Origin of the sequence: Mycoplana sp. BE70 (genome assembly GCF_031455855.1) — a bacterium.
GTDB lineage: Bacteria > Pseudomonadota > Alphaproteobacteria > Rhizobiales > Rhizobiaceae > Mycoplana.
Genome location: NZ_JAVDTM010000002.1, coordinates 541,344 through 565,529, shown reverse-complemented (window position 1 = coordinate 565,529; position 24,186 = coordinate 541,344). Strand labels below are relative to the sequence as shown.

The window sequence follows — 24,186 nt, the reverse complement described above, 5'->3', positions numbered from 1 at the left end:
GCCGGCGATGAAGATCGAAAATGCCATGCTGCTCGCCGCAGGCCTCGGCACGCGCTTGCGCCCGGTCACCGATACGATGCCGAAGCCGCTGGTACCGATCGCGGGAAAGCCGATGATCGACTATGGACTGGACGCGCTCGCTGCGGCCGGCGTGCGTCGCGCCGTCGTCAACGTGCATCACTTTGCCGACCAGATGATCGATCACCTGTCCCGCCGCCAGCGCCCCGACATCCTGATCTCCGACGAGACGAATGCGCTGATGGATTCCGGCGGCGGCCTCGCCAAGGGTCTGCAACTGCTCGGACCTGAGCCCGTCTTCGTCCTCAATGCGGACCTGTTCTGGGTCGGCGAGCGCCAGGGCGAGGAGACGAACCTGCGCCGCCTCGCTGCCATCTTCGATCCGGCCCGGATGGATATGGCGTTACTCTGCGTGCGCCTCGAAAACACCACCGGGCACAACGGCAGGAACGACTTCTCGATGGATGCAGAAGGCCGGCTGACACGTTTCAGCGCGGACCATGGCGAACCGGTGGTCTATGCCGGGGCGATCGCGATGCTGCCCGCGCGTCTCGCCGACGCACCGGACGGGCCTTTCAATCTCAACATCTACTTCGATCGCGCCATCGCTGCCGGCCGTCTCCACGGCCTTATGCTGGACGGGCACTGGATTACCGTCGGCACCCCGGAAGCGATTGCCGAGGCCGAGGCAGCTGTCGGCAGGAAGGCCGGTGCGGCATGAGCAGGCCGATTCAGCAGGCGGGCAACGTCTATTCGATCCATCCCGGCCTGCCGTTTCTGCGGACGCTCGCGCAAAAGATCTGCGAAGGCGCGATCACTCCGGGCTTCCGCTACGATCCGGAAGATCCGCTTTCGCTCGCCGACCTGACGGTCTATGTGCCGACACGCCGATCGGCGCGAACGCTGCGCTCCGAATTTGTCGACCTGCTCGGCGGCCGCTCGGCGATCCTGCCTGTCATTCGCCCGCTCGGCGAAACCGACGACGACAGCGGTTTCTTCGACGAGATCGCTCCGGCCGCGCTCGACATGGCCGAGCCGCTGTCCGGCCCCGCACGCCTTCTCGAACTCGCCCGGCTCGTTCTCGCCTGGCGCAACAGCCTGCCGGCCGCCATCACCGCCGTCCATGCCGAAAGCCCGCTCGTTGCCCCTGCGAGCCCGGCCGACGCGATCTGGCTCGCCCGCGAGCTTGCCGATCTCATCGATGCGATGGAGACGGAGGAACGCGATTGGCAGGCGCTCGAGACGATCGACGCCAATGACCATGCGCAATGGTGGCAACTGACCCTGGCCTTCCTGCGGATCGCCAGCGTGTTCTGGCCGCAACGGCTGCAGGAGCTGAACCGCTCGTCGCCCTCGATTCGCCGAAACGCCACGCTTGAAGCGGAAACTGAACGCTATCGGACCGCACCACCCGCGGGTCCGGTGATCATCGCCGGCTCCACGGGTTCGATTCCCGCTACCGCCCGGTTGATCGAGGCCGTCGTGGCAATGCCGAACGGTGCTGTCGTGTTGCCCGGGCTCGATTTTTCGATGTCGAACGACGAATGGCAGCTGGTCGCGCACGATCCATCGGGCAACCCCTCCCAAGAGGCGTCAAACCGCAGCCACCCGCAATACGGCCTGAGCCGCCTGCTCGAGCGCCTCGGCCTCGACCGCACGATGGTCGCCCCGCTTGGACAACCGCTGCCCGATCTTGAATGGCGGGCCGAGGTGCTATCGCGGGCCCTCCTGCCCGTCCACGCCACCGCCGGCTGGGAAGAGCAACGGCGAAGCGTGGACGAAGGCGCGCTGCGCGATGCCTTTGCCGGCGTCTCGCTGGTGGAGGCGCCCAATGAACGCGCGGAGGCGACCGCGATCGCCATCGCCCTTCGTCTTGCGCTCGAAGCCGGCGAAGAAAGCCAGGCCGCGCTGATCACGCCCGACCGCAAGCTGGCGCGGCGCGTCGCCATCGAACTCGCCCGCTTCGGCATCGAGGCCGACGATTCCGCCGGCACGCCGCTACTGTCGACGCCACAGGGCGGCCTCGTGCGGCTTCTGCTGGAAGCCACGCTTCGTCCCGGCGATCCCGTCGCCCTTGTGGCTCTGCTGAAACATCCGCTGGCGCGCTTCGGCCTGCCCCTCGAGACGATGAGCCAGGCAGCGACCGCATTGGAGCTCTACGCGCTTCGCGGCGGAACGACCGAGGTCGACGTTTCCGCGCTCGAACCCCTGTTGGACGAAGCCCTTTCACGCCACTCCGCCGACAGGAAGCCGCCCGCCTGGCGCGAAGCGATCAGCGACGATGCCGCGCCCATGGCCCGCGACCTGGCAAGGCGGATTGCCGCCGCCGTCGAGCCGCTGGCTGGCGTGTTGGTGCGCCACGGCCGCAGCGGACGGCGCTACACCTCGGCGCTGCCGCTGTCCGATTGGGCCGAGCGCACCGGGCGGGCATTGGAGGCCGTTGCTGTCGACGAGCATGGCAGCCTCGCCGGCCTCTGGTCCGGGGAGGCCGGCGACGGCCTCGCATCGCTCCTCAAGGGCGTCATGGAAGCAGTGGGCCAGCTCGAGGCGGACGGGCCGCAATGGTGCGATGCGCTCGAAGCGCTCGGCGCCAGCGAAACCGTCAAACCGCGCTCCATGCGCCATCCGCGGGTGTTCATCTTCGGGGCGCTCGAATCGCGCCTGCAAAGCGTCGATACGATCGTCATCGGCGGCCTGAACGAGGGAACCTGGCCGGGACAGACGACCAACGACGCCTTCCTGTCGCGCGTCATGAAGGCCAATATCGGGCTGGAGCCGCCGGAGCGGCGCATCGGCCAGCTCGCGCACGATTTCCAGATGGCCTGCGCCGCAAGGAACCTGGTGTTGACCCGCGCGATGCGCAGCGGCACGTCCCCCACCGTCGCCTCGCGCTGGCTACAGCGGCTGCTTGCCGTCGGAGGCGAGGCACTTGGCAACGATCTCCGCAGGCGAGGCAGGGACTTCCTGCATTGGTCGAACCTCCTTGACGAACGCCCGCCGCAAAAGCCGGCGGCGCGGCCCGAGCCTCGTCCCCCGGCCGAGTTCCAGCCGCGCAGCTATTCTTTCAGCGAGGTCGGGCGGCTGCGCCGCGATCCCTATGCGATCTATGCGCGCCGGATCCTGCGCCTTCACCCGGTCGCGCCGTTCAACGTCGATCCGGGTGCTGCCGAGCGCGGAACACTCTACCACCGGATCGTCGATCGCTACGTGCGCGAGCGGTCGAGCGACGGCGCCGATACCCAGCTGATGGGCCGCATTACCGCGGAAGAGTTCGACCGCATCGCTCTGCCCTTGCACATTGACGCCGTCTGGCGTCCGCGCTTCCAGGCGGTCGCGCGCGCCTTTCTCGACTGGGACACCAGGCGACGCGCCTCGGTCGTCAAGAGCCTGACGGAAGTGCCCGCCTCGCTCGAACTCGGCATTCCCGGCTTGCGGCTGACCGGCGTCGCCGACCGCATCGATCTGCACGCCGATGGCCGCGCCGACCTGATCGACTACAAGACCGGCAGCTCGCCATCGCTGAGGATCGCCCGCGCGCTGCTCGATCCGCAGCTTGCGCTCGAAGCCGCCGCCCTCAAGCGAGGCGGGTTCCGCGACCTCAAGCAAATAGCGCCGGCCGACCTCACCTATGTCCGGCTGAAGCCCGGCGACCGCTTCGACGCCGAAAACGTCAACAACGAGCACGCGAAGCCGACGAAGGACCGCCAACCAAAATCGGCCGCGGATCTCGCCGACGAGGCCCTCAGCGAGCTCGAAAAGCTGCTGACGCAGCTGCTTGCCGGGCGCTACGGCTTCGCCTCGCGGGTCATTCCGGAAGCAGAGCGCAACTTTGGCGGCGAATACGATCACCTGGCGCGGGTGGCGGAATGGTCGACGGCCGAAGGCAGCGAAGGAGAGGACGATGCTTAAGGACGACCGGCCGCATGCCGACGATCCCGGCGCCTGGCTGAGCTGGACCGGCCGCAAGCAGGCCGCCGCCTCCGATCCCTCCGGTTCGGCCTGGGTTTCGGCCAATGCCGGCTCTGGCAAGACGCACGTGCTGACGCAACGGGTGATCCGGCTGCTGCTCGCCGGCTGCCGACCCTCGGCCATCCTCTGCCTCACCTACACCAAGGCGGCAGCATCGGAAATGTCGAACCGCGTCTTCGACCGCCTCGCCGAATGGGCGGTGCTGCCCGACGAGGCGCTGGCCGCCCGCGTCGAGGAGATCGAAGGCGTGCGCCCGGACGAGCTGAAGCTCGCGGAAGCGCGCCGTCTTTTCGCCCGCGCGCTGGAGACGCCGGGTGGCCTGAAGATCCAGACCATTCACGCCTTCTGCGAGGCGCTGCTGCATCAGTTTCCGCTCGAAGCCAACGTCGCCGGCCATTTCTCCGTGCTCGACGACCGGGCCGCGGCGGTTCTCCTCGCTGATGCCCGCAGATCGCTCCTGACCGCCACCTCGACGGAGGACGACCCCGCACTTGCCGAAGCGTTCGCGACGGTCCTCGACATTGCCGACGACACCGGGCTCGAACGGCTGATCGCCGATATCATCGCCAACCGGGGCGCCATTCGCGACTTCATCGAGACGGCCACGGACCATGGCGGCACGCAGGCTTTCCTGCGCGAGCAGCTCGGCTTTGGGCCGGGGGAAGACGCGGCAAGCCTCACCGAAGCCTTCTGGCCGCCCCGCAACTTCGACGCAAGCCTGTTCCGGCGGTACATCGAGACGGCGCTCTCTATCGGCAGCGACACCGTCAAGGGCAATGTCGCGGTCCTTGCAACTGTGCCCGAACTGCGCGATCCGGAGCAGCGGCGAACGACCCTATGCGAAATCTTCTTCACCGCCAGCGGGACGCCCGCCAGCCTCGACCGCGCCCTTCTATCGAAGAAGATCAAGGATGCGTCTGCCGATTTCGAGCCGTTCTTTGCCGACTTTCAGAGCGACGTGATCGCCTGCCAGGACCGCTTGCGGCGGTTTGACATGTTCGAGGCCACCTGTGCTGCGCTTGTCATCGCCGAGCGGCTGATCGGAGACTATGAGGACCTCAAGCGCGGCCGTAGCCTGCTCGACTTTGACGACCTCATCGACCGCGCCGCCGCGCTGCTGACCCGCAGCGATGTCGGCGCCTGGATTCACTACAAGCTCGACCAGGGCATCGATCACGTGCTGGTGGACGAGGCCCAGGACACAAGCCCGCGGCAATGGGCGATCATCGGCGCGCTGACCGGTGAATTCTTCGCGGGCACCAGTGCGCGCAACGCGGTGCGCACCGTCTTTGCCGTTGGCGATGAAAAGCAGTCGATCTATTCCTTCCAGGGCGCACGCCCGGAGCGCTTCGCGCAGGAAGGTCGGGAAACGGCGCGCCGGGCGAATGACGCGGAGATCGCCTTCCAGACAATCCGGCTGCTGCTGTCCTTCCGCTCGACTCGCGACGTGCTCTCCGCCGTGGACCAGGTCTTCTCGATTCCCGATCATGCGCGCGGGCTCTCGCCCGACAACGCCGATATCGTCCACGCCTCGAACCGGGGCCGTGAACCCGGCGCGGTGGACGTCTGGGAAGTGATCGCGCCGGTCGAAACGATCGACGAGGAGGATTGGACGGCCCCCTTCGACGCGGTGCCGGAACGGGCCCCGGTCAATATCCTTGCCCGGCGCATCGCCGATACGATTGCCAGCTGGATCGGCCAGGAGACAGTAACGGAAAAGGGCGTCACGCGGCCGATGCGGCCCGGCGACATCATCGTCCTCGTTCGCAAGCGCGATGCCTTCGTCAACGCCCTGACGCGCGCGTTGAAGCAGACGCATCAGATCCCCGTCGCCGGCGCCGACCGGCTGGTACTAACCGGGCACATCGCCGTGCTGGACCTGCTTGCGCTCGGTCGCTTTGCGCTGCTGCCCGAGGACGACCTGTCGCTGGCTGCGCTTTTGAAAAGCCCGCTGTTCGGATTTTCCGAGGAAACGCTGTTCGAGCTTGCGGCGCGCCGGCTGGAACGGACAAGCCTCTGGTACCACCTGCAAACCCAGGCCGAAGGAGACGACGTCGTTTCAGCAATCGTGAGCCGGCTGGAACACTTCGCACAGTTGGCCCGCGCGCTGCCCGTTCATGATTTCTATGCCCGCGTGATCGGCGCGCTCGGCGGCCGTGCAGCCTTCCTTGCGCGCCTGGGGCAGGAAGCCGGCGAAATCATCGACGAATTCCTCTCCTTCGCGCTGGAGCAGGAGGAGAACGGGCTGCCTGGCCTGCAAGCGTTCATCTCCACTCTGGAGTTGGAGGCGCCGAGCGTCAAGCGGGAGCAGGACAAGGGTCGCGACGAAGTGCGCATCATGACGGTGCACGCGGCCAAGGGGCTCGAGGCTCCTGTCGTTTTTCTCGTGGACGGCGGCGGCGCGCCGTTCACGCACACGCATATGCCGAAATTTCGCTTCCTGACCGGAGCAGGCAGCGATGGCGGCGCCCTGCCTGCCTGGCTGCCAACCACCTCCCTCGGCAATGCCCTGACGGAGACCGATGCCCTGCGCCTCAGCACGCAGGCGGAAGAGGAATATCGCCGCCTGCTCTATGTCGCCATGACCCGCGCCGCCGACCGACTGATCGTCTGCGGTTACCGCGGCAAGAAGGAAAGCAAGGGCACCTGGCATGGAATGGTTCAACTGGCACTCTCGCAGGACGCCCGCTGCAGCGAGATCACATTTTCGACCGCGTCGGACCAATGGCTTGGCCATGCCTGGCGGGAGCCCGATGCCCGAGGCGGTTCACCCGAAGCCGTCATTCGGGCCGAGGCGGAGCGTGCATCGCCGCTACCACCGGCGCTGAGCCGCCCCCTGCCGCCGCAATGCCACCTGCCCCGCCCCTTGAGCCCCTCCGGCGCGGCCGCTGTTATCGACACATCGCAATCCGATCTGATTGTTGGCTCGGCGCTCTTTGCGCCGCGCACGGGATCGGGGTCCGGCCGCTCGCTCGAACGCGGCCGGATTCTCCATCGCTTCTTGCAGATCCTGCCCGGATTGCCCGTTGCCGACCGCCCTGCGGCGGCGCGGCGGTACCTTGACCGCGCCACGCGGCATTGGCCCGGCCGTGACCGAGACAATCTGGTCAGTGCCGCTTTTGCGATCATGCAGGAACCATCTCTTGCTGCGATCTTTTCACCGCTCGCACGCGCCGAGGTCTCCATCATGGGCACGCTGAGACTCGGACGGACGGACTATGCGGTGTCCGGGCGCATCGACCGGATGGTCGTCACGCAGGACGCGGTCGAGATCGTCGACTTCAAAACGAATCGGCAGCCGCCAACCTCCAGAGCCGAGCTCCCCTTCGAGCATGTCGCGCAGCTCGCGATCTATCGTGCGGTCCTGGCGCCGCTCTATCCCGGCCGGACGATCCATTGCGGCCTGGTCTATACCGAAGCTCCGCAGGTCTTCTGGCTTGCTGACGAAGCCATGGCCGCAAGTCTTGCCGAGCTTGCGACAAAGTGAGATACCGGCATTGAAATGGCTCCGGCCCCTCATCACATGAAGTGCAACCTCAATCCCCCAAGGAGCAGCCCCTCATGGCTACCGTGAAAGTCGACAATTCCAATTTCCAGGCCGAAGTCCTCAATTCCGCCGAGCCGGTGGTCGTAGATTTCTGGGCGGAATGGTGTGGCCCGTGCAAGATGATCGCCCCCGCGCTGGAGGAGATCTCCGCCGAGCTCGCCGGCAAGGTGAAGGTTGCCAAGCTGAACATCGATGAGAACCCGGAACTTGCTGCGCAGTTCGGCGTGCGCTCGATCCCGACGCTTGCCATGTTCAAGGGCGGCCAGGTGGCGGACATCAAGGTCGGCGCGGCCCCAAAGACGGCGCTGTCGTCCTGGATTTCGACTGCAGCGGCATAATCCGCTTGCGCACTGATGCATTGAAAGGCCCGGTTTTTCCGGGCCTTTTTGTTGTTGGGTGACATTGTTCGACCGGTGCGGCCACCCTCAGGTCGGCGGCGTTCCATTGTCGGCAAGTACGTCGCCGGCGAGATAAAGCGAACCGCCGATAAGGATGCGGGGCGCGACCGCGTCGTCCTCGACGATACGGGCGATCGCATGCAGTGCTTCGGCAACGGAGGAGACCGGCTCGGCCTGCAGTCCAGCATCCATGGCATCGCTTGCCAGCGCGACTGGATCAATGCCCGCGTCCGAGCCGCGAATCGGCACGGTGAAGACGCGCTCGGCAATCCCCCGGAATGCCTCGAAGAAGCCAACCGGATCCTTGGTGTTGATCATGCCGATGACGAGAAAAAGTGGCCGCGGATCGCGTTCCTCGTACGTCGCCATCGTCTCGGCGATTACCACGCCGGCGCCCGGATTGTGTCCGCCGTCGACCCAGATCTCCGAGGATGCCGGCGCGACCTTCGTCAACGCACCGACGGTAAGCCGTTGCAAACGTCCCGGCCACTCGACCGAAACGAGACCCCGTTCGATGGCTCGCTCGGTCACCGGCAGACCGGTTGCCTTGACCGCACGGATTGCCGCAGCGGCGTTCGCAAACTGATGCCGCCCGGGAAGCTTTGGCGGCGGGAGGTCAAAAAGGCCGAACTCGTCCTGATAGACCATGCGGCCAAACTCCTCGTAGGCGAGGAAATCCTGGCCGTAGACCGCATGCGGGCAGGAGAGACGCTCGGCAGTGGCGACGAGCACGTCGCGAGCCGCATCCTCGGCCTGCTGCCCGATAACGACGGGCGCACCCTTCTTCATGATCCCGGCCTTCTCGGCCGCGATCAGCTCGACGCGATCACCGAGATAGGCCTGGTGATCCAGGGCGATCGGCATGATGACCGATACCGCCGGCTGCTCGATGACATTGGTGGCGTCGAAGCGGCCACCGAGCCCGACCTCGATGATCGCAACATCGGCCGGATGCTCGGAAAAAAGGAGGAATGTGACGGCGGTCAGGATCTCGAAAACCGTGATCTTCTCGCCGCCATTGGCTTCGGCAACACGGCGCACGGCGTCGGCCAGGACCGGGTCGGAAACGAACGCGCCACCGCCATCCTTCCGGCCAAGCCGGTAGCGCTCGTGCCAATTGACGAGATGGGGAGAGGTGTGGACGTGGACGGAAAGGCCGGCGGCTTCCAGAATGGCTCGACTGAAGGCGGTGACCGATCCCTTGCCATTCGTGCCGGCGACATGGATCACGGGCGGGAGGTGCTTGTGCGGATCGCCAAGCGCCGAAAGCAGGCGCGTGATGCGATCCAGCGACAAATCGAAACCCTTGGGGTGCAGGGCAAGGAGCTTCTCGATCTCCCGACCCGCCTCGGTCATGTCGGCCGTTTCCATGTCGCGCCTCTGCCCCGGATCAATCAGGCGCTGGCGGCAATGGCGACAACGCCAGCCGACTTGGTGGCCTCTGCAACCGGTTTTTTCGTCAGAATCTTCAGAATGCGCGCCAGCGTATCGGGGATGTCGTGGCGCTTGACCACCATGTCCACCATACCGTGCTCCAGCAGGTACTCGGACGTCTGGAAGCCTTCCGGCAACTGTTCGCGGATCGTCTGTTCGATCACCCGCTTGCCGGCAAAGCAGATCTCGGCACCCGGTTCGGCCATGTGGACGTCGCCGAGCATGGCATAGGATGCCGTGACGCCGCCGGTCGTGGGGTTGGTCAGGACAACAATATAGGGCAGCCCCGCTTCCTTCAGCATCTCGACCGCGACCGTCGTGCGCGGCAGCTGCATCAGCGACAGGATCCCCTCCTGCATGCGCGCGCCACCGGAGGCCGGGAACATCACCAGCGGGCACTTTTCCGAAATCGCCCGCTCAAAGGCCTTGACGATCGCCTCGCCCGCAGCAATGCCGAGCGAGCCGCCCATGAAGTTGAATTCATGCACGACAGCGACGAGCTTCAGGCCGCGGACACGTCCGACGCCCGCCAGAATCGTGTCTTCCTGCTCGGTCTTGGCGCGGCTGTCCTTGAGGCGGTCGACATACTTCTTGGAATCGCGAAATTTCAGCGGATCCTGCGCCACCTTCGGCTGCGGGAGGGCCTCATAGGCGCCGTCATCGAACAGGTCCTTCAGCCGAGCCTTGGCCGGCATCTTCATGTGATAGCCGGAAGCCGGAATCACCCACTTGTTCTCTTCGAGGTCGCGATGAAAGACCATCTCGCCCGTTTCCGGGCACTTGATCCAGAGGTTCTCCGGAACTTCCCTGCGGCCCAGCATCGAATTGATCTTCGGCCGAACGTAGTTTGTGATCCAGTTCACTGAAGTTACTCCTGAATTTTTCGCCCCTATGTGGGGATTTATTCCGCTGCGGCAAGCCGGGCGCCGCGCACGCCCGATGCGAGGCTGCGCACCAGCGCCTCAACACCGGCGACGGTCGCTTCGCTGGCAGCGCCCTCGGCCGTGAGGCTCGACGCGATCTGGTTGACGATTGCGCTGCCGACGACGACGCCGTCCGCCGAGGCGCCGATGGCGCGCGCGTGCTCCGCCGTCTTGACACCGAAGCCGACGCAGACGGGCAGTTTCGTATGGTTCTTGATCTTGCTGACGGCGCCGCCGATCAAGGCCGGATCCGGCAGCGCCGATCCGGTAATGCCGTTCATCGACACGTAGTAGACGAACCCGGACGTGTTCTCGAGCACCTTCGGAAGGCGCTTCGCGTCCGTTGTCGGCGTTGCCAGCCGGATGAAGTTGATTCCCCGCTCAAGCGCCGGAATGCAGAGTTCGTCGTCCATCTCCGGCGGAAGGTCGACGACGATCAGCCCGTCGATACCGGCTGCCAGCGCATCCTCCAGGAAACGGTCGACGCCGTAGATGTAGATCGGATTGTAGTATCCCATCAGCACGATCGGCGTGTCGGCGTCCTCGAGGCGGAAGTCGCGCGCCATCTGCAGGGTCTTGGCCAGTGTCTGCCCGCCCTTCAGCGAGCGCTGGCCCGCCAGCTGGATCGCCGGGCCGTCGGCCATCGGATCGGAAAAGGGCATGCCGAGTTCGATCACATCCGCACCGGCCTTCGGCAAGGCCTTCATGATGGCAAGCGAGCTTGCGTAATCCGGGTCGCCGCCCATGAAATAGGTCACGAGCGCCGGGCGGCCCTCGGCTGCGAGATCGGCAAAGCGTTTGTCCATGCGCGCGGTCATCTTAGAGCTCCATGCCGAGAATCTTGCCGACGGTGAAGATGTCCTTGTCGCCGCGGCCGGAGAGATTCATCAGGATGATTTCGTCCTTGCCCATCTTCGGTGCGCGCTTGATCACCTCTGCCAACGCATGGCTCGGCTCGAGCGCCGGAATGATGCCTTCGACCCGGGTCAGAAGCTGGAAAGCTTCGAGCGCCTCGTGGTCCATGATCGGCACGTATTCCGCGCGGCCGACGTCGTTCAGCCAGGAGTGCTCCGGGCCAATGCCCGGATAGTCGAGACCCGCCGATATCGAATGGCCTTCCTTGATCTGGCCGTCGCCGTCCTGCAGCAGATAGGTGCGGTTGCCGTGCAGCACGCCCGGCGAGCCCGCCGTGATCGAGGCGCAGTGCTCCTCGCCGTCGAGCCCCTTGCCGCCGGCCTCGACGCCGACGATCTTGACGTCCTTGTCGTCGAGGAAGGGATGGAAGATGCCGATGGCGTTCGATCCACCGCCCACGGCGGCGATGACGACGTCGGGCAGCCGGCCTTCCGCCGCCAGGATCTGTTCGCGCGCCTCGCGGCCGATCACGGCCTGGAAGTCGCGCACCATTTCCGGATAGGGGTGCGGGCCTGCGGCCGTGCCAATCAGGTAATAGGTGTCGTCGACATTCGTGACCCAGTCGCGCAGGGCCTCGTTCATTGCATCCTTCAGCGTGCCGTGGCCGGCGGTGACCGGCTTCACCTCGGCGCCGAGCAGCTTCATGCGGAAGACGTTCGGCGCCTGGCGCGAGACGTCGGTGGCGCCCATGTAGACGACGCAAGGCAGACCGAAGCGCGCGGCAACCGTCGCGGAGGCAACGCCGTGCTGTCCAGCACCGGTCTCGGCGATGATCCGCGTCTTGCCCATGCGCTTGGCCAGCAGGATCTGGCCGATGCAGTTGTTGATCTTGTGCGAGCCGGTGTGGTTCAGTTCCTCGCGCTTGAAGTAGATTTTCGCGCCACCGAGATGCTCCGTGAGGCGCTCGGCGAAGTACAGCGGCGAGGGCCGGCCGATGTAATGGGTACCGAGATTGGCCAGTTCCTTTTGGAACTCCGGATCCGTCTTCGCCTCGTCCCATTTCTCCTGCAGGTCGAGGATCAGCGGCATCAACGTTTCGGCGACGAAGCGGCCGCCATAGATGCCAAAGCGCCCGTCCTCATCGGGACCACCGCGAAACGAATTCAGATTGGGTGACTGATTCACATCCTGCTCCCTGCGGCCACGGCCGGATCGGTCGCCCGCCGTACCGCTGCAAAAAACTCTTCCATCTTGCCGATGTCCTTGACGCCAGGGGCACTTTCGACCCCAGACGAGATATCGATGCCCGGCGCGCGCGTCACCGCGATGGCTTCGCCGACATTGTCCTTATTCAATCCACCGGAAAGCATGTAATCGAGGCCGTCGTCAAGCGCATGCATCAGGGCCCAGTCGAAGGATACGCCATTGCCGCCGGGTAGATCGGAACCGGCCGGCGGTTTTGCATCGAACAGGAACCGGTCGGCGATGCCGACGTAGGCGTCGATCTTTTCCAGATCCGCCGCCTCACGCACGGAAAAGGCCTTCATCACCGGCAGCCCGTAAACGGCCTTGATCGTCAGGACGCGCTCCGGACTTTCGCTGCCATGCAATTGCAGGATATCCGGCCGCAGAAGCGCAACGATTTCGTCCAGATCATCGTTGTCGGCGTTTACGGTCACGGCGACGATCTTCGCGCGGCCACGCGCCAGTTCGGCCAGCTCGGCAGCGTCCGCCGGCTCGATATTGCGCGGGCTTTTTGCGAAGAAGATGAAGCCGATGTGGCTGGCACCGAGATCGACGGCACGCTGCACTGCCTCACGGGTTTTCAGCCCGCAAATCTTGATGTCGAGGTTTGTCCTGGCACTGCTGTTCATGGGGATGGACCTCGCATGAAATCGCCGAAGAGTCGAGGACATTCGCCTCGCCCCTGACAAGGCGGTCAGTCGAAATCGAGAGCGTGAAGCATCGTACCGTTACGCTTGAGCCAGTGCTTGGCTTCGTCGACGCGCGGGCACAGCTCTCCGCACAGTCTCCAGAACGCGGGGCCGTGGTTCATCTCACGCAAATGCGCAACCTCGTGAGCGGCGAGATAGTCTATCACGAAGGAAGGGGCCATGACGATTCGCCAGGAAAAGCTGAGCGCGCCATCCGCAGAGCAGGAACCCCAGCGGCTGCGCGTGTCCCGCAGCGTCAGCGAACGGACCTTGCGGCCAACGTTCGGTGCATGGATTGCGACACGCGCCTCCAGGTCCTTCCGTGCTTCCTTCTTGAGAAAGTCGGAAATGCGCCGCGGCACGTGCTCGCTCAGGCCGCTGACACGCAGGACCGGCTCACCGTCGACCATCATGGCCTCTGTCAGGCCGCGCAGCTTGCCGGTTTCCTCGATGCGATGGGCAACCCCGCGGATTAGGATGTGATGGCCGTCCGACAGCGCCGTGGTCGTAGAAAACCGTGCGAGCTTGGTCATCAGCCAAGCCTGATGCCGATCGAGAAAATCCCGGATCTCACGCTCGGGAAGGCCGGTCGGCACCGTCATCCTCAGTGCCCGTCCGCCGGGCTCGATGCGCAGCGTCAGCCGTGTCGCTTGGGCGTTACGGCGGATCGTCAACGGCACGCTCCTGCCATTCACCTCGACCTGCCTGGTCTCCGGTGGAGGCGGCGTCCCGGAGGCACGGCGAGATTTCAGAAGAGAGGAAAACATCAGGTCCTTATTAGCCGATTCGCGTTGCCATTGAACCACGCAAAACCGGCGCCGCGAGGGCGCCGGCAATCACGTCGGCCAGCACATCGCCGTCAGGCGTTCGGGGCGACCGGCACCGAGCCGCCATTGCCGGAGCGGCGCTCGCGCATGAAGCGGTCGAACTCCTCCTTGTCCTTCGCCTTGCGCAGTTCGTGCATATACGCGTCGAATTCCTCGCGCATCTCGTCGAGCTTGCGGCGCTCCTCTTCGAGGCGCTTCAGTTCGGCATCGCGCCATTCGTCAAAGGCGACGTTGCCAGATCCGAAGCCATGGCCGCGAAACCCGCGGCGATGCCCGCGGCAGGAGGCGAAAAAGCCATCCGCTCTCTCGTTGGCATCTTTCTTGAAGCTTTTCAGCCGCTCACCGAAGATGATGTAGGCGAGCATGGCCAGGCCCAGGGGCCAGAAGACCATAAAGCCCAGCACCATCAGCGCGATGGTCGCAGGCGTCCAGTCGGGACGCAGCAGTGCAGACTGGTTCATTTGCAATCTTCCTCACATTCGCCCGACCGCCACCACGGCGCCCGGTGATTTCGATGTGGTAAGGTGAAGATCGCCCTTCAAGACGCCGTCCGGCGGAATCGGACAAGCGCCTGAAAGCTCCACGCAAAATCGATGTGGAGCTATTTCCCGCTTGCGGACTTGCCGCCTTTGACAACGCGCGGGACGGTTTTCTCTCCGCGGCCGTTGGTAGCGATGAAGGAGAGGATGCGCGGGGCGATCTCGCGACGGAAGCGCGAGCCGTTGAACACGCCATAGTGACCGACATCCGGCTGCATGTAGTGCATGCGCATGTTTTCCGGGATGTTGGTGCAGATCGTCTGCGCGGCCTTGGTTTGGCCGACGCCGGAGATATCGTCATTCTCGCCCTCCACGGTCAGGAGTGCGACGTTGCGGATCGCCGTCGTGTCGACGCGCCGGCCGCGGTGCATCATCTCCCCCTTCGGAAGGGCATGCTTCATGAACACCGTCTCGACTGTCTGCAGATAGAACTCGGCCGTCATGTCCATCACTGCCAGGTACTCGTCGTAGAAGTCGCGGTGTTTTTCCGCCGCGTCACCGTCGTTCTTGACGAGATGCGCGAAGAACTCCTTGTGGGCAATCAGGTGTCGGTCGAGGTTCATCGACATGAAGCCGGAAAGCTGCAGGAAGCCGGGATAGACCAGGCGCATGAAACCGGGTTGAGGCCACGGCACCGGCATGATCACATTGTCCCGGAACCAGTCGATCGGACGTTCCTCGGCAAGACGGTTCACCGCGGTCGGGTTGACGCGCGTATCGATTGGACCGCCCATCAGCGTCATGGACGACGGCGAGAGCGGATCGCCGTCCTCTTCCATGCGCGCGACGGCGGCGAGCACCGGCACGGACGGCTGACAGACTGCGATTACGTGCGTGTCCGGTCCCAGCGCGTGCAGCATCTGGACGATGTAGTCGATGAAATCGTCGAGATCGAAGGCGCCATCAGACAGCGGCACCATCCGGGCGTCGACCCAGTCCGTGATGTAGATTTCCGCATCGGGCAGCAGCGTTTCGACCGTGCCGCGCAGGAGGGTTGCGTAGTGGCCCGACATCGGCGCCACCATCAGGATCTTCGGATCGGGCCGGTGCCCGGCCGGCAGGCAGCGCTCGAAATGGATGAGATTGCAGAACGGACGTTGCCAGACGATCTTCTCGTGAACAGACACAGTCTTGCCATCGATCACGGTTTCGTCGAGACCGAACGCCGGCTTGGCGTAGCGCCGGGTCGCCCGCTCCAAAACCTCCAGCCCCGCCGCCATCGACCGACCGAAATAGGTGTGCGAGAGGGGATTGAGCGGGTTGCTGTAGGCAAGCCGCATCTGGTCGGCCACAGCGCGCCAGGGCGCCATCATGGCGTGATTCATTTCATAGAGCTGGTAGTACATTCTAAGCAATCACCCCGTCGTGAACTTTTGGAAGCCGCCGTTCCGTTCGGGCGCGCACTGCGCTCGGTGCATGCTGCTGATCCGTAATTATTAACACACTATCATGTTTTCGCTGCGGTGCAACAGAACGGGCTCTGGCCGATTGGGGGCAAAAACTGCCCCCGATAAGCTGTTGCCGGGTCGCTACCCCGTCCAGCCGCCATCGATCACATAGGCCTGGCCGGTCGTGTAGGTCGCGCCGGAGAGATAGACGGCGAGATCGGCGATCTCCTCCGGCGTTCCGATCCGCCCCATCGGCTGGCGCGCGACAAAGGCGGCGCGCGCCGCCTCGTAGTCACCGCCCGCCCGCATGCGCTCCTGCAGCGACGGACTTTCCACCGTTCCGGGGCAAATCGCGTTACAGCGGATATTCTGGCCGACATAGTCGGCGGCAATGGACTTGGTCAGGCCGATCACCGCAGCCTTGGTCACGGAATAGGCAAAGCGGTTCGGCACGCCTTTCACGCTGCTTGCAACGGAAGACATGTTGACGATGGCGCCGCCGCCCCGCGCCAGCATGCCCGGCAGCACGGCCCGCACGGTGCGCACCATGGAACGGACGTTGATGTCCCATGCAAACTCCAGTTCCTCGTCCTTCACATCGAGGACGGTTCCTCCATGGACGACACCAGCACAGTTGAAGAGAACGTCGACCGCGCCGATCTCTGCGATTGCACCCCTTACCGCCGTCTCGTCGCGGACATCGAGAAGACGCGTGGAAATGCCCTCCACGGTCAGCGTTTGCAGGGCTTCGTTGTTGATGTCCGTTGCGATCACGTTTGCGCCGGCACGCTTGTAGGCGAGCGCCGACGCGCGGCCGATCCCCTGCCCCGCGGCCGTGACCAGCGCCGTCTTGCCCGTCAGGTTTGCGCTCATGTTGCTGTCCTCGACATCTGGGTTCTTCAGGGATGGATGGTACGGCATGCAACCAGCCGGAGACCTTCGCTACCGCCTTGATCAGACCATGCTTCCGCGTCGAAGTGGCCTCGTCAACGGCTGCTGCGGCGGCGCAGCTGGTCGAAATAGACAATCACGATGATCAGCAGGCCGGTGATGATGCGCTGCCAGAACGAATTGACATTCAGCAGGTTCGCGCCGTTGTTGATGGTCGCCAGGATGAAGGCGCCGATCAGCGGGCCATGGACCGAGCCGACCGCCCCGAAAAGGCTGGTTCCGCCGATGACCGACGAGGCGATCGCCTGCAACTCCCAACCCTCTGCCTGCGTCGCGTTGCCGATGCCGATGCGCGAGGCGAGCAACACACCGACGAAGGCCGCGCAGGTCGCCGACAGGATATAGGCCATGTAGATCGTGCGATTCACGTTGACGCCGGAAAGGCGCGCAGCCTCGCTGTTGGAGCCGACGGCGAAGAGATAGCGGCCCCAGCGGCTCAGATGCAGGAACACGTAGGCCGGCACCGCGATCAGGATCACCATCCAGAAAAGGCTCGGAATGCCGAGGAAATCGGATCGGGCGAAATTGGTGAACGCCTCGTTGGTGATCGAGATCGTCGAGCCATTGGTGATCAGCAGACCGATGCCGCGCAAGGCCGTCAGTGTCGCAAGGGTAATGATGAACGGAGGAAGCCCCATGCGCACGATGCCGAAGCCGTGAAAGACGCCGATCGCGACACCCAGGAGAAGCGTGGCTGCGATGGCGATCCAGAGCGGCACGCCTGCCTGCAGAAGCCAGGCGAGGATGACGCTGGAAAAGCCGACGATCGCACCGACCGACAGGTCGATGCCGGCGGTGATGATGACGAAGGTCTGGCCGACCGCGAGGATGGCCGTCATCGCCCCTTGCCGCAGCAGATTGGAGATGTTCAGCGGCGTCCAGAAACTCGCGGTGACGATGCCGAGCGCGATCCACAGAAGAAGAAGCAGGCCGATGAGCGTCAGGCTGAAGAGGATGTTCATCCCGCGCCGCGGTGCGACGGCTGCGGCGTCCGTTGAAGTGATGGTCATGCTTGCTTCTCCCTCTTCACTCTCGCGTCCGCCTAGACGCCAATCGCTTCGCCGAGCACTTCTTCGTGGGTCGCATCATGGAAATCGTGGCTGCCGACGAGCCTGCCGCCACGGAACACGTGCAGTCGGTCCGCCAGCTCGTAGACTTCCGGCAGATAGGAGGAGATCAGGATGATGCCTGCGCCCTCCTTCAGGAGCTTGGCGAAGAGCCGGTAGATCTCCGCCTTCGTGCCGACGTCCACGCCGACGGTCGGCTCATCGAAGATGAAAAGTCGTGCACCGTAGCTCAGCCACTTGCCGATGACGATCTTCTGCTGGTTACCGCCCGACATCGCCGAGGCGAGCGCGCGGCGGGTCGGGGTCTTGATGCTGAGGTCACGGATCTGCTTGTCAGCATTTGCCGCTTCCTCGGCGCGGCCGATCACCGGGCCGTGGCTCAGTTTCCTGAACACCGGAAGATTGATATTGAGGCCGATCGGCAGGTTGAGGCACAGCCCCTGGTCGCGGCGACTTTCCGGGGCAAGGGCAATGCCCAGTTCCATCGCCGTCCGTTCGTTCCTGATCTCGACCTTGCTACCCATCCAACGAATCTCGCCTGCTGAGATCGGATGGCGCCCGTAGAGGCCGAGCGCAAACTCGCTGCGGCCGGCGCCGATCAGGCCATAGAGGCCGACGATCTCGCCCGCCCGCACCGACAGCGAAATGTCTTCGAAGCCCGGACCGGAGAGAGCGCGCGTCTCGAGAATCGTTTCGCCGAGCGGGATCTCCTCCTTGTGGTAGATCTGCTCGATCGAGCGGTTGATCATCAGCGCGATCAGCTCGTTCTCGTTGGTGTCGCCGATATTCCGCGTGCCGACATGCGTGCCGTCCCGCAGAACCGAGACCCGGTCGGCTAATTCGAACACTTCCTCCAGGCGATGGCTGATGTAGACGATCGTCACGCCCTCGCTCTGCAGGCGCCGGATCAGCTTGAAGAGCTGCGCGGATTCCTGGCGCGTCAGATAGGCGGTCGGCTCGTCAAAGATGAGAAACTGCGTGCCGCGCATCGCCGCCCGGGCGGTGGCAACGAGCTGCTGCTGGCCGATCGTCAATGAACCGAGGGGCACATCCGCAGGCAGGCCGAAGCCCAGATCGTCGAGAACGGCCCGGGCCATCTTCTCCATCTGTTTCTTCCGCATCAGGCCGTTGCGGTTTACCTCGTCGCCGAGGAAGAGATTTGCCGCCACCGTCAGGTGTGGGCAGAGGACCACTTCCTGATGCACCGCATTGATGCCGCGGGCGATCGCTTCGTTCGGCGTGGCAAGCGTAACCGGGTGACCGCACCACAGGATTTCGCCGGCGGTGCGCGTGATGACGCCGGTCAAAAGCTTGATGAGGGTGGATTTGCCCGCGCCGTTCTCGCCGACGATCGCGTGGATTTCGCCGGCCAGAAACGTCATCGTCGCCGGCTTCAGCGCCTGCACGTAGCCGTAGTTCTTCTGCAAACCCTTCAATTCAAGGATCGGAGTGCCCGCGGCAATACGGCTTCCTTCGGTCAACAGCGCGTCATCGTGGCGATGCGCGAGTTCTTCCAGCCGACTCATGGACGTCTCCTCCCGTCATGTCCGGTGGCCCCTAAACGTCGGGGACGTCCAAGGGGCCTATGTCAAAGCCAGCCGCGCCGGCACGCCAGTGTCGGCGCGGCTGCGAAGCGCCTACTTGATCTTGGGGTTGATCAGCGCGTCGATTTTCGGGTCGCTCATGTTGACCTTCGTCACCAGGTTCGCGCCGGTGTCGACATTTTCCGGCACACTCTCGCCCTTCGAGACCGCGAGCGCCGTCTTTATGCCGTCATAGCCCATACGGTAGGGGTCCTGCACGACGAGACCGGCAAGCGAGCCGTCCTTCAGGAAGCCGACCGTCTTGTCATCGCTGTCAAAGGCAATGACCTTGAGCTTGCTGCCGAGGTTGTTTTCCGCGATCGCCTGACCGACGCCCTGCCCCAGGATCAGGTTCGATGCAAAGGCACCGACGAGGTTCGGATTGGCGGTGATCAGGTCGGTCATCATGTTGAGCCCGGTCGTTGCCTGACCATCACCGTATTTGTCGGCGATGACCTTGAGGCCGGGATACTTCGTCTTGACCTGGTCCAGGAAGCCCTCGCGGCGCTGCTCAAGCGAGCCGACGCCGGGGAGATTGGTGAGGATCACGACTTCGCCCTCTTCCTTGCCGGTCATTTCCTTGATGGCGGCGGCCAGACCATCAGCGGCGATGCGCCCGCCCTGGACGTTGTCGGTCGTCAGGAACGACTTGAAGGCCTTGGAATCCGCGGCCGAGTCGATGCCGATGATCGGCACGGCTTTTGCCGCTTCGTCGATCGGCTTGCCGAGCGCCTTGAATTCGGTCGGTGCGATCACCACCGCCGCCGGCTTGCCGGCAACCGCGTTCTCGAGAATGCTGATTTGACCATTGATGTCGGCCTCCGACTGCGCACCCAGTTCCGGCACGTTCACGCCGAGATCCTTGCCTGCGGCGCGGGCGCCGGCGAGCACGATCTGCCAGTAGAACGAGGTCGTGTCTTTCACGATGATCGGAATGGTGACGTCCTGCGCAAGGGATGCGGCCGGCGACATCGTCGCGAGAACGGCGGCACCGGCAAGCGCGGTAAAGGCGCGGCGGGACAAAAGCGATTTGGCGATGCGCATTTGAAAGTTCTCCTCTCTCGGGTGCGTTCTCTCCTCCAGAAACCGAACCGCTGAACGCACTGCGGATGGTTTTTATCTATAAAAAACATCTATTCAGGTGCGCTGACCGCAGCGACATCGCTTGGCAAACAATTGGCCGCCCCAGTTTTTCGGCTCCCCCTGCCACAGGCGCTTTGGCACAGTTCCTTCTACTTTCCGCAACCCGACCGACCTTCGATCGACGGAAACTGCCCAAGTGAAACATCGGTTCCGCCTCGTTGTCAACGCAGAACATTCATTCCATTATCCGGTTACGGTCAGGCCTTGAAGACTTCGTTCGGGAGCACGACGCCCTTCCTGAGAATGATATTGCCGTAAAGCCGAAATTCGGTGGTGGCGACGATACAGGCCGCCTTCCTGGCCATCTCGTAGAACGCAAAGCGCTCCACCGAATGGACGGCGAAGTCGCCGGCAAACCGGTTGACGACCTTCTGGAACTCGGCGCAGACCGGCGGCACGTCGGCCGGATCCCCGACGACCTGCATTCGCCAGGCCGCTTGGGGTACGAAGGTGTCGAGCGGCATGTGTGTCAACACCGCCTCGGTCATGCTGATCGCATCGACGCCATCGGCGCGAATGACCCGGGGTCCCATGGAACTCGCCGGAAAATTCGCGTCCGCAATGACGATGTCGTCGCCGTGGCCCATCGTCCGCAACGCATGCAGCAGGTCGGGTCCGAGAAGGGGATGGATGCCTTTCAACATGCGCCAGATTCCTCTTGGTGAACTTCCTACTGACGGACGGCCTCGGTTCCGAGCGGGGGAGCCACCAGGCTATAGGCCGATGCCTCAGCATAGAACGCATCCGGCACGGGCGTCCTCAGCAATTCGGCATTGCGGCGCAGGCTGGACGGCTTGGCCGTACCGATCAGGACGGAGGCAACCGCCGGATGCCGACGAGGAAACTGCATTGCGGCAGCAGCAAGCGGAACACCATTCGCGCCGGCCAGTTCCTCCAGTGCGCGCACCCTCGAAAGTACGTCGTTCGATGCCGGCATGTAGTCGAAATGCGCGCCCTCAGCAGCCCCGGTTGCCAGAATGCCGGAATTGAAGACGCCGCCCGCGACGACAGAGGTATTGCGCTCCAGGCAGAGCGGCAACAGATCATCGACGGCCGTCCGATCCAGCAGCGTGTAGCGGCCGGCCAGAAGAATGCAGTCAATCGACGCATGCTTCATCACGTCGAGACAGATCGGGACCTCGTTCACCCCCAGCCCGTAGGCCTTGATCGTGCCGGATGTCTTGAGTTCCTCAAGCGCCTTCAGCCCGGAATCCATCAGCGCCTTGAAATGGTATGCATTGCTCTCTGCCCCGTGCGTGTAAACGCCGATGTCATGGACATACAGGATGTCGATCCGGTTCAGGCCGAGCCGGGCATAGCTCAGTTCCAGTGATCGCATGATGCCGTCGTAGCTGTAATCATAGCGCACGTCGAACGGCAGCGGATCGATGTAGCCGTAGTTCGGGATCTTGTCGTCGGCGACTGGAAACATGATACGGCCGACCTTGGTAGACAGGACCCATTCCTGCTTCGGCTTGTCTCGCAGGAAATCGCCAAGCTCGCGTTCGGCGAGACCGAAACCGTACCAGGGCGCGGTATCGAAATACCGAATCCCCTCGTCCCAGGCCGCCCGCAACGTTTCCATCGCCACGTCGCGCGGGCAGGCACGGTAGAGACCGCCCAGCGCGGCCGTGCCGAAGCTGTATTCAGTGACGGAAAGACCCGTCGTCCCAATGGCGCTTGTCAGCATGGCGCCTCCCGCAGCACGCTGGACCACCCTGCGCGCAGTGCTTTGCGCTAAACCCTTCTGTCTTTTAACTACAATAGACAGATCAAGGTCAATGGTCTATGTGCTCAGCAGCAGTAGGGAGTAGGAACCGGCGCGCTTCGGCATCAACCGACTGGATAAGGCGCCGACTACTGCTTAAGGGAGCGCGACGGCACCTCATTCCTCCGGGCGGGATTCATGGCCAAGCAGAACACCGTGTTCAAGGATGCATTCAATCGCTGCCTCGGTCTCATCGAGAAGGCCGACAGGCTGCCATCCGAACCGGAACTCGGCAGCCAGCTCGGCGTCAGTCGCACCACCGTCCGTGCGATCCTGGCGCGCCTGGAGGAGATCGGGCTGATCGAGTGGTCCAAGCGCCGCAAGGTCGTCCTCCGCAAACCTTCTCGGTCCGACCACTTCCCGGCGGAAGAGACCGACTCGCTTTCCGAGATCATCGAGCGCAGCTTCATGCGGCGGATTCTCGCCGGCGGCGCCGAGCCCGGCATGCAGATCAACGAACTGGAGCTTGCCCGCGAGATCGGCACCGGCACAACGAGCGTGCGCGAATTCCTGATCCGGTTCAGCCGGTTCGGCCTGATCGAGAAGCGGCCGAACAGCCATTGGGTGCTGAAGGGATTCACACCCGAGTTCGCACTGGAACTGACAGAGGTGCGCGAGATGTTCGAATTGCGCTCCGCAGCCGCCTTCGCACACCTGCCGGCAGAGCATCATGCCTGGGCGGAACTGGACGCGATCGCCGCCCTCCACCGCGAAATCCTCTCCGACGTGGAAAACCGCTACCGCGAGTTCTCCGCATTGGACGAGAGGTTTCACCTGCTCGTGCACAAGGCCTCGAAGAACCGCTTCATCGTCGATTTCTACGACATCATCGCGATCGTCTTCCACTACCACTACCAGTGGAACAAGACGAATGCCCGCCAGCGCAATGCTCGCGCACTGGAGGAACACCTTGCCTATATCCAGGCGTTGCAGTCGCGTGACCCCGCCCGGATCGACGAAGCCTGCAGGCGGCACTTGAAGTCGGCGCGGGAAACCCTGCTGCAATCGATCAGTTGAAGGTCCGGTCGTCTCTTTACGGCTTCAGTAGCCGCCGCCCTTTTGCTGCGTCTCGGCCAGGCCGAGGAAGTCGCGCCGCAACCGGTCGATCGCCCCTACCAGGCAATTGACGTCGGTGCCGATCGCCATGAAATCGGCGCCCATGGCCCGGTATTCGTGCGCCTGATCCAGCAGAACGGTCATAATGCCGCGCGCCTTGCCATGCTTTTGAACGCGCGCGAAGGCATCGCGGATCGCCTCCGTCACCGGCGGAGCCGACGGTTGGCCGAGATAGCCCATGTCGGCGGCGAGATCGGAAGGGCCGATGAAGATGCCGTCGACGCCCTCGATTGCGGCGATCTCGTCGAGCGCGGCCAATCCGGCCCGGCTCTCGATCTGCACGATCAGGCAAATCTCGTCATTTGCCGTTGTCAGATATTCGGGGGTGCGGTTGAAATCGCTCGCGCGCCCGAGCCCGGCCCCGACGCCGCGGATACCGGCGGGCGGATAGCGCACGGCGCGCACTAGCGCGCCCGCCTGCTCGGCGGTCTCCACCATCGGGATCAAAAAGCTCTGCGCGCCCTGGTCGAGCAGTTGCTTCAACAGCCACGCCTCGCCCATGGGCGGGCGGACGATCGGGTGACTGGCGGTGCCGCGCAGGGCACCGATCTGGGCACCGAGCAGCGGCATGTCGTTCGGTCCGTGCTCGCCGTCCAAAAGCAGCCAGTCGTAGCCGCTTCCGGACGCGATCTCCGCCGCATAGGCACTGCCGAGCGCGACCCACAGGCCGAGCTGAAACCGGCCCTCCCGAAGGGCGGCCTTGAAGGTGTTCTTGGGGGCGGACAT

At 64.1% G+C, this 24,186-nt stretch carries 20 protein-coding genes; 5 read left to right on the top strand and 15 right to left on the bottom strand.

Annotated features, from left to right (window positions below):
• Positions 1 to 7 precede the first annotated feature (7 nt).
• From J2Y48_RS05975 to trxA, 4 genes are all read left to right on the top strand, one after another.
• Positions 8 to 739 (top strand): nucleotidyltransferase family protein, encoded by a 732-nt coding sequence (locus tag J2Y48_RS05975; RefSeq protein ID WP_310414185.1) that lies wholly within the window; start codon positions 8 to 10, stop codon positions 737 to 739.
• Positions 736 to 3,927, top strand: coding sequence for a double-strand break repair protein AddB (gene addB, locus J2Y48_RS05970; protein WP_310414181.1), 3,192 nt, complete (start codon positions 736 to 738; stop codon positions 3,925 to 3,927). The genes J2Y48_RS05975 and addB overlap by 4 nt, the downstream gene beginning before the upstream one ends.
• Positions 3,920 to 7,474, top strand: coding sequence for a double-strand break repair helicase AddA (addA, locus tag J2Y48_RS05965; protein ID WP_310414178.1), 3,555 nt, complete (start codon positions 3,920 to 3,922; stop codon positions 7,472 to 7,474). The genes addB and addA overlap by 8 nt, the downstream gene beginning before the upstream one ends.
• Positions 7,475 to 7,548: 74 nt before the next feature.
• Complete coding sequence (gene trxA, locus J2Y48_RS05960) at positions 7,549 to 7,872, top strand: thioredoxin (protein WP_310414175.1); 324 nt, start codon at positions 7,549 to 7,551, stop codon at positions 7,870 to 7,872.
• Positions 7,873 to 7,959: 87 nt separating this feature from the next.
• Here trxA and J2Y48_RS05955 read toward each other — a convergent pair whose 3' ends face one another.
• The 14 genes from J2Y48_RS05955 to J2Y48_RS05890 all read right to left on the bottom strand — a co-directional run bounded on the left by J2Y48_RS05955 (position 7,960) and on the right by J2Y48_RS05890 (position 22,266).
• On the bottom strand, positions 7,960 to 9,288 hold the full coding sequence (locus tag J2Y48_RS05955) for a bifunctional folylpolyglutamate synthase/dihydrofolate synthase (RefSeq protein ID WP_405030165.1): 1,329 nt from the start codon (positions 9,286 to 9,288) through the stop codon (positions 7,960 to 7,962).
• A 38-nt stretch (positions 9,289 to 9,326) separates the two neighbouring features.
• A complete protein-coding gene (gene accD / locus J2Y48_RS05950; RefSeq protein WP_310414170.1) occupies positions 9,327 to 10,229 on the bottom strand; it encodes an acetyl-CoA carboxylase, carboxyltransferase subunit beta in 903 nt (300 codons plus the stop codon).
• Between the two features lie 38 nt (positions 10,230 to 10,267).
• The gene (gene trpA / locus J2Y48_RS05945) at positions 10,268 to 11,107 is read right to left on the bottom strand and encodes a tryptophan synthase subunit alpha (RefSeq protein WP_310414168.1); all 840 of its coding nucleotides are present in this window, start codon (positions 11,105 to 11,107) and stop codon (positions 10,268 to 10,270) included.
• Position 11,108: 1 nt separating this feature from the next.
• Complete coding sequence (gene trpB, locus J2Y48_RS05940) at positions 11,109 to 12,329, bottom strand: tryptophan synthase subunit beta (RefSeq protein ID WP_310414165.1); 1,221 nt, start codon at positions 12,327 to 12,329, stop codon at positions 11,109 to 11,111.
• The gene (locus J2Y48_RS05935) at positions 12,326 to 13,018 is read right to left on the bottom strand and encodes a phosphoribosylanthranilate isomerase (protein WP_310414162.1); all 693 of its coding nucleotides are present in this window, start codon (positions 13,016 to 13,018) and stop codon (positions 12,326 to 12,328) included. Before J2Y48_RS05935 ends, trpB begins: the two co-directional genes overlap by 4 nt.
• 65 nt (positions 13,019 to 13,083) lie before the next feature.
• Positions 13,084 to 13,845, bottom strand: a complete 762-nt coding sequence (locus J2Y48_RS05930; protein WP_310414159.1) for a M48 family metallopeptidase — start codon at positions 13,843 to 13,845, stop codon at positions 13,084 to 13,086.
• Between the two features lie 92 nt (positions 13,846 to 13,937).
• A complete protein-coding gene (locus tag J2Y48_RS05925; RefSeq protein ID WP_310414156.1) occupies positions 13,938 to 14,366 on the bottom strand; it encodes a DUF2852 domain-containing protein in 429 nt (142 codons plus the stop codon).
• Between the two features lie 140 nt (positions 14,367 to 14,506).
• Positions 14,507 to 15,790, bottom strand: coding sequence for a polyhydroxyalkanoate depolymerase (gene phaZ / locus J2Y48_RS05920; protein WP_310414153.1), 1,284 nt, complete (start codon positions 15,788 to 15,790; stop codon positions 14,507 to 14,509).
• Between the two features lie 183 nt (positions 15,791 to 15,973).
• Positions 15,974 to 16,705 carry an SDR family oxidoreductase gene (locus J2Y48_RS05915; protein WP_310414150.1) on the bottom strand — a complete coding sequence of 244 codons (732 nt, stop codon included), beginning with the start codon at positions 16,703 to 16,705 and terminating at the stop codon, positions 15,974 to 15,976.
• Between the two features lie 113 nt (positions 16,706 to 16,818).
• Positions 16,819 to 17,793, bottom strand: a complete 975-nt coding sequence (locus tag J2Y48_RS05910; RefSeq protein ID WP_310414147.1) for an ABC transporter permease — start codon at positions 17,791 to 17,793, stop codon at positions 16,819 to 16,821.
• Positions 17,794 to 17,825: 32 nt separating this feature from the next.
• Entirely contained in the window at positions 17,826 to 19,376 is a 1,551-nt protein-coding gene (locus tag J2Y48_RS05905) for a sugar ABC transporter ATP-binding protein (RefSeq protein ID WP_310414144.1), read from the bottom strand.
• A 111-nt stretch (positions 19,377 to 19,487) separates the two neighbouring features.
• Positions 19,488 to 20,477 carry an ABC transporter substrate-binding protein gene (locus J2Y48_RS05900; protein ID WP_310414141.1) on the bottom strand — a complete coding sequence of 330 codons (990 nt, stop codon included), beginning with the start codon at positions 20,475 to 20,477 and terminating at the stop codon, positions 19,488 to 19,490.
• Between the two features lie 296 nt (positions 20,478 to 20,773).
• On the bottom strand, positions 20,774 to 21,220 hold the full coding sequence (locus J2Y48_RS05895; protein WP_310414138.1) for an RbsD/FucU domain-containing protein: 447 nt from the start codon (positions 21,218 to 21,220) through the stop codon (positions 20,774 to 20,776).
• Between the two features lie 26 nt (positions 21,221 to 21,246).
• The gene (locus tag J2Y48_RS05890) at positions 21,247 to 22,266 is read right to left on the bottom strand and encodes an aldo/keto reductase (RefSeq protein ID WP_310414135.1); all 1,020 of its coding nucleotides are present in this window, start codon (positions 22,264 to 22,266) and stop codon (positions 21,247 to 21,249) included.
• A 216-nt stretch (positions 22,267 to 22,482) separates the two neighbouring features.
• Here J2Y48_RS05890 and J2Y48_RS05885 point away from each other — a divergent pair, with 216 nt between their 5' ends.
• A complete protein-coding gene (locus J2Y48_RS05885; RefSeq protein WP_310414132.1) occupies positions 22,483 to 23,361 on the top strand; it encodes a GntR family transcriptional regulator in 879 nt (292 codons plus the stop codon).
• Positions 23,362 to 23,385: 24 nt separating this feature from the next.
• Here J2Y48_RS05885 and J2Y48_RS05880 read toward each other — a convergent pair whose 3' ends face one another.
• Positions 23,386 to 24,186 (bottom strand): HpcH/HpaI aldolase/citrate lyase family protein, encoded by an 801-nt coding sequence (locus J2Y48_RS05880; protein ID WP_310414129.1) that lies wholly within the window; start codon positions 24,184 to 24,186, stop codon positions 23,386 to 23,388.